The sequence below is a fragment of the Phenylobacterium sp. genome, assembly GCF_020402505.1.
Taxonomy (GTDB): domain Bacteria; phylum Pseudomonadota; class Alphaproteobacteria; order Caulobacterales; family Caulobacteraceae; genus Phenylobacterium.
Genome location: NZ_JADBZL010000078.1, coordinates 1 through 6,266, shown reverse-complemented (window position 1 = coordinate 6,266; position 6,266 = coordinate 1). Strand labels below are relative to the sequence as shown.

Below are 6,266 nucleotides of genomic sequence, written 5' to 3'. Positions count from 1 at the left end.
CTGGGCGACGTCGCCGCCCGCCTCGACCTCGTACCCACAGGGGTCATCTACTATTTCCGGAACAAGGAGGACCTGGCGGCGGCGGCCTTTGAGCGCAGCATCGGCCGGATCCGCGAGATGGCCGATGCTGCGCGCGGCCATGTCACGGAACGCGAGCGGGTCCAGATCTTCATCGACCAGTTCATAGGCCTCCAGCAGCGCATCGAACTGGGTGAGGCGGAGCCTCTGACCGTCTTCAACGACGTCAGGGCCCTCAACAGCGCCTCCGTGAACGAGGCGTATGTCGGCATGTTCCGGACGGTCCGCGCCCTGCTGGACCGCCGGGAGAACCGCACCCGGGCGGACCTCAACGGACGCACCCACCTGCTCATCAGCGCCCTGACCTTCGTCAGCGCCTGGATCTACACCTGGCGGGTCGAGGACTATCCGCGCATCAGCCAGAGGATCGCCTCCATCCTGCTGGACGGGATCCCGAGGGGCGGGAATGTCCCCGGCGCCCGTGTCCTTGACCTCCAGCCCGGCGGTGAGGAGATCGACGAGGGCTCGGCCGAGCACTTCCTGCGGGCCGCCACCCAGCTGATCAATGATGAAGGCTATCACGGGGCGTCGGTTGACCGGATTTCCTCGAAGCTGAATGTCACCAAGGGCGCCTTCTACCACTACAACGCCACCAAGGATGATCTGGTGGTGGCCTGCTTCCAGCGGACCTTTGACGTCCTCTGGCGCGCCATAGACGCCGCGGAGGCGGCGGGGGGCGAAGGCCTGGAGGTGATGCACTCCCTGCTCAGCGCCGTCGTCCAGTTGCAGGTGGGGCCCGCCCCTCTGCTTCGGACCAGCGCCCTGTCGACGGTGCCGGAGGAGATCCGCGCGGACCTGATTTTCCGTCTTCGGCAGATTTCCATCCGGCTTGGGTCCATGCTCTGCGACGGGATCGCCGACGGATCCATCCGCGCCCTGGACACGGCCATCACCGCCCAGATTCTCACGGCCGGGATCAACGCCGCCTCGGAGCTGTCCTGGTGGCAGCCTGGCGACAATCCCGAGTCGGGGGCGAACCTGTTCACCGAGGCCATGATCCGGGGGATCATCCACCCCTGAAGAAAAAAGAGCGCCGGAGGCGGGGGTCCGCTCTGGCGCAGTTTCAGCTTCAAGAGGAGTTGCGATGAAGCTGGGTCCCGAAGGCGACCCGCTCAGTGCACCCGGCGCAGGACGCGGCCGGCGCGATCGCCCGTGTGCTGGTCGTTCTCGATGTTGATGCTGCCGTTCACGACGGTGGCCCGGTAGCCGCGGGCGCGCTGAACATAACGCGGAGCGCCGCCCGGGAAGTCGTTGACGATCTGCGGTTGGAGGCTGCGCAGTTCCGCAAGGTCGATGACGTTGATGTCCGCCCGCTGGCCCGGGGCCAGGACGCCCCGGTCGGTCAGGCCAAGCACCCGGGCCGGCGCCGAGGTGATCCGGCGGACCCCCTCCTCCAGTGAATACACCCCCCGGTCGCGAACCCAGTAGGACAGGACGAAGGTCGACCAGTCCGCGTCCATGATCTGCGAGACATGGGCGCCGGCTACATGAACGAGTACCCCATCGCCCGCCTGTGGCGCGACGCCCGGGTGCAGCGCATCTACGGCGGCGCTTCGGAGATCATGAAGGAGGTCGTCGCCCGGTCCATCTGACCTGGCTGCGTGGCCTGCGACGGCGCCTCGGCAGACCCCCTCCGTCGCGCTGCGCGCGCCACCTCCCCCTGGAAGGTGGAGGAATTTCAGCATCTTAATTGCTCCCCTGCGGGGGAGCTGCCGGCGAAGCCGACTGAGGGGCGCCGGGACCACTCACCTAAGCCCTCCCGCCTCCGCCGGCGCCTCTGACGTCGGCAGGCAGCCCCGAATCTGCGCAGGAAACACCCAGACTCGCTTGATTGGACGCAAGGGCGAAGATCGTCCCAAGTTGTGGCAATTTTGTCATAGGCATCCCTTCCTAGACGTGGCAGCGTCATCTCAGATGGCGCCGCGCAGTTCAGGCAATCAGGCCGCCGGCGAAGGGAGAGGAAACACCATGTAGGGTCGGTACTTTTATGGCGCGTCGGCCGTCGCGGTTGCGGTGGGCCTGATGGCGGCGGGCGCCGCGCAGGCGCAGGGCTCCGGTCCGGCGACCGTTGAGGAGGTCGTGGTCACCGGTTCCTTCATCGCCGGCACTCCCGAGGACGCGGCCCTGCCGGTGGACGTGCTCACCGCCTCCGATCTCGAAAAGGTCGGCACGCCCACCATCAAGGACCTGATCAAGACGCTCGGCGTCTCGAGCGGGACCGACGGCGAGACCAACCAGTTCTCGTCCAACGGTCTGGAAGGCCTGAGCAACGTGAACCTGCGCGGCCTCGGCCCGGCGCGGACCCTCGTGCTGCTGAATGGCCGTCGGATGGTTTCGGCGCCCTACGGCATCGCCGAAAGCGCTCAGACCTTCGTCGACACCAACCTCATTCCCGCCGCCGCCATCAGCCGCATCGAAATCCTGAAGGACGGCGCAGCCGCCCTTTACGGGTCTGACGCCATTGCAGGCGTGGTGAACTTCATCACCAACCGCCGGCTCTCCGGCCTTGTCGCCAGCGCCGATTACTCGACCTTTGATGGGTCCGACGGTGAGTGGAACGCTTCGCTCGCCTATGGCTGGCAGGGCGATAACACCAGCTGGGTGACGACCGTCGGATACAATTTCCGGTCCGAAACCAGCTTCAACGACGTCGACGTCGCCAGGGTGTCGTTCGCCGAGAATCCCCAGTCCGGCTACTCCGGAATTGGTAATCCCGGGCGGATCTTGAACGCTCTTGCGGTTGGTACGTCAGCTCCGGGCACCCTCAACGTCATCGATCCCGGCTGCACCAATGTGGGCGGCACCATCGCCAACGGCGCCTGCCAGTTCCGCTTCATTCCGTTCGACAACCTCGTCGAGGAGGAGACCCGGTACCAGATCTTCTCCGAGCTCAACCACCGGTTCGACAACGGCGTGGAAGCCCATGTCGAGGTCCTGTACGCGAACACCGACGTGCCCAAGTGGAAGACCTCGCCTTCCTATCCGCCGCAGCGGCCGTTCATCGTCGTTCCGACGTCGCACCCGGGCTTCCAGGCCCTCCTCAGCCAGTTCCCCTCGCTCGCCACCGCCAACCCCTGGCTCGCCACGGCGCCGGCGGTGCTCTGGATGGGGCGCTCCTTCGGCTGGGGTGGCTTCCCCGGAAACGGCGGCGGCGCGCAGGTCGGAAGTCGCTCCTACGAGGCCTACCGGATCTCGGCTGGCCTGAAGGGCGAGTTCGAGAACGGCTGGGGCTGGGATCTGGCCTTCACGCACATGGAGGACGTCGGCAAGCGCTCGACCAACGACACCTTTGTGGATCGGTTCAACCGCGCTCTCGGCGGACTCGGGGGCCCGAACTGCACCGGAACGACGCCCGGGGCCAATGGGTGCCTGTTCTACAACCCCTTCTCGACCGCCATCAGGCAGGGCGCCTTCTCATCGGCTCCGAACCCCAACTTCGTCGCGTCAGTAGAAAACTCGCCGGCGCTCGCCAACTGGCTTGTCGGCGCCTCCTACACTGAGGCCACCACCAGGGTCACGGTGTTTGACGCGGTCGTGAACGGCGAAACCGGCTTCCAGCTCGGCGGCGGGAATGTGGCGTTCGCGGCGGGCATGCAGTATCGGACCGACGCTTACGCCCTTGATCCGAATGACAACGCCGACTTCACAAAGAATCCGTGCCCCGTCCCCGGCCAGACCAACTGCACCACCAAGACCGGCGTGTTCGGCTTCCTCGCTCCAACGACTCCGGCCGATGTCGATCGCAACGTGTGGGGCGTGTTCACCGAGCTGAACCTTCCGTTCTCGGAGCAGTTCGAGGGCCAGTTGGCCATTCGCCATGAGGACTATGGCGGAAGCATCGGGGCAACGACCAACCCGAAGCTTTCGTTGCGCTATGAAGTCACTGAGGACCTGGTGCTGCGGGGGTCGGCCGGCACGACGTTCCGTGGACCCTCCCTGAACCAGCTCAGCGGCCAGTTCACGTCCCTGGCCTTCGTGGCGCAGGCCGCTGCGTTCAAGGCGATCGACACCTTTGGCAATTCGGCTCTGGATCCGGAAACGGCCACGACCTTCAACGTCGGCGCTGTCTTTAACCGGGGTGACTTCAAGGGCTCGATCGACTTCTGGAGCTTCGACTTCAAGGATCCGATCATCGTTGAGCCCTTCGGTCCGCTGTTGGCCAATGTGCTCGCCAATCCGACCGGGTCGCCGTTTGCGAACCGGGTCACGTTCTCGGCCAATCCGCCGACGGCCGCGACCTTCGAGCGTATTCGCGTCAATATCGCCAATGGCCCCGACGTGAACACCAGCGGCATCGACGCCTCCGCAGAGTACTCCATTCCGGATGTGCTTGGGGGCGCTGCTGTCACCTTCGGCGGCGACATGAGCTATGTGCTGGAGTACAAGGTGGATGCGCTCGTGATTGATGGCGTGCGGATCGCCGCACCATTCGACGCGGTCGGACGCTTCAACCGGACGGCCGGCTATATTCGGCCGATGCCGCAATGGAAGGCCAACGTCTTCATCGAGTACTCCCGCGACCAGCACAATCTGCGCTGGGTCGCCCGCTACATCACCGACTACAAGGATGAGCGCGGCGATCTCCCGTCCCCAGCGGCCGGCAACATCTTCCTGGCCGCGCCCGTGCTGGATCGGGGGCGGACCATCGACTCCAGCCTGCAGCAGGACCTCCACTATCGGTGGAAGGGCGACAATGACCTGACAATTACCGCCTCGGTCATTGACCTGTTCGACGAGGGCGCCCCGTTCGCTCGCTTCGACACGAACTTCGACCCCTATACGGGTCGAGCCTTCGGACGCACATTCAAGGTTGGCGTCTCGAAGAAATTCGGCGGCTTCTAAGTCGATCCGAAGACGGAAAAGCGAGAGGAGCGGCGTTCTGCGCCGCTCCTTTTTCTTTGCTCGCTACGGATTGAAGCCGAGCTTCATGACCGCATGCGGCGCCATGCACCCCCGCCGAGTTGGACCTGGCGCCCAGGTTGTCGGCAGGCAGGCTCCGCAACTGCCTCCGGCATGTGCGGGTTCGGATGATTGGACCCGCAAACACCGATCGTCCCGAATTGTTGCAAAAATGTCATAGCGGTTCACGCGCCCACCGCCTATGTCGCGACGGAGTCGAAGGGAAGCCCAGGCGATCAGGCCGCGGGCGAAAGGAGTTACACCATTATGAAGAGGCTTTATTTCGCGGGTGCTTCGGCCGTCGCGGTCGTCGCGGGCCTGATGGCCGCAGGCGCCGCCCAGGCGCAGGATACCGCTCCAAACTATGTCGACGAGGTGGTGGTCACCGCCCAGCTCCGTGAACAGAGCCTGCAGGACGTGCCGATCGTGGTGACCTCGGTCAACGCGCAGCAGATTCAGGACGCGGGCATCCGCGACATCAAGGATCTCACCATCGCCACGCCGGGTCTGATCGTGACCTCGACGTCGAGCGCCGCCGTCACGACTGCGCGGATTCGCGGGATCGGCACGGTCGGCGACAACGCCGGCCTGGAGTCGTCCGTCGGCGTGGTGATCGACGGCGTGTACCGGCCCCGCAACGGCGTCGCCTTCACCGACCTGGGCGAGCCCGACCGCATCGAGGTCCTGAAGGGGCCGCAGGGCACCCTGTTCGGCAAGAACACCACCGCCGGCGTGATCAACGTCATCACCAAGCGACCGACATTCAATCTGAGCGCGGCGTCCGAAGTGGGCGTGTCCAACTTCGACGGCTTCGGGGCGTCGCTGTCGCTGAACGGTCCCCTCGTCGAAGATGCGGTCGCCGCCCGCCTTTATGTGGCCGGTCGGGCACGCGATGGATACTACAACAGCGTTAATCAGCCCAATAACAACAACCAGAACTTTTACACGGGTCGGCTTCAGGTTCTTTTCACCCCCTCGGCCGATCTCGATATCAACGTCGCGCTCGACTATACGGAGAGGGATGAGCGCTGCTGTGGCGCAGTCCAAATCTTAAACGGTGGCACTGCAGCCGTTGTGAGCGCCCTGGCCCCGGCTGGCGCCGGTCTCTCCAACCCGGTCGATGTCGATAGCTTCCGCGACTATGGGAACCGGAGCTTCCGCAAGGAGATCACCGACAAGGGCGTCTCGGTGCAGGCCGACTGGATCACGCCCTGGTTTGACGGCGCCAGGCTGACCTCGATCAGCGCCTATCGGGAATGGCGTCAGGCCGGCGGCGGCGATGTCGATTG

Annotated in this window: 4 protein-coding genes and 1 pseudogene; 4 read left to right on the top strand and 1 reads right to left on the bottom strand. The window is 65.0% G+C overall.

From position 1 onward, the window contains the following. On the top strand, positions 1-1,098 hold a 1,098-nt coding region (locus tag IM632_RS06245), incomplete at its 5' end, for a TetR/AcrR family transcriptional regulator (protein WP_296552128.1). 92 nt (positions 1,099-1,190) lie between these two features. On the opposite strand, the gene IM632_RS06240 is transcribed toward IM632_RS06245, so the two are convergent. Continuing rightward, the gene (locus IM632_RS06240) at positions 1,191-1,538 is read right to left on the bottom strand and encodes an amidohydrolase family protein (RefSeq protein WP_296482671.1); all 348 of its coding nucleotides are present in this window, start codon (positions 1,536-1,538) and stop codon (positions 1,191-1,193) included. Between the two features lie 15 nt (positions 1,539-1,553). On the opposite strand from IM632_RS06240, the pseudogene IM632_RS06235 reads away from it, so the two are divergent. The 3 genes and pseudogenes from IM632_RS06235 to IM632_RS06225 form a co-directional block, all read left to right on the top strand. Then, positions 1,554-1,670 (top strand): annotated as a pseudogene (locus IM632_RS06235) (acyl-CoA dehydrogenase family protein); the annotation flags it as partial. A gap of 430 nt (positions 1,671-2,100) precedes the next feature. Then, positions 2,101-4,920, top strand: a complete 2,820-nt coding sequence (locus IM632_RS06230) for a TonB-dependent receptor (RefSeq protein ID WP_296497501.1) — start codon at positions 2,101-2,103, stop codon at positions 4,918-4,920. Between the two features lie 324 nt (positions 4,921-5,244). Continuing rightward, a partial coding sequence (locus IM632_RS06225) for a TonB-dependent receptor plug domain-containing protein (RefSeq protein ID WP_296552126.1) occupies positions 5,245-6,266 on the top strand: 1,022 nt, incomplete at its 3' end.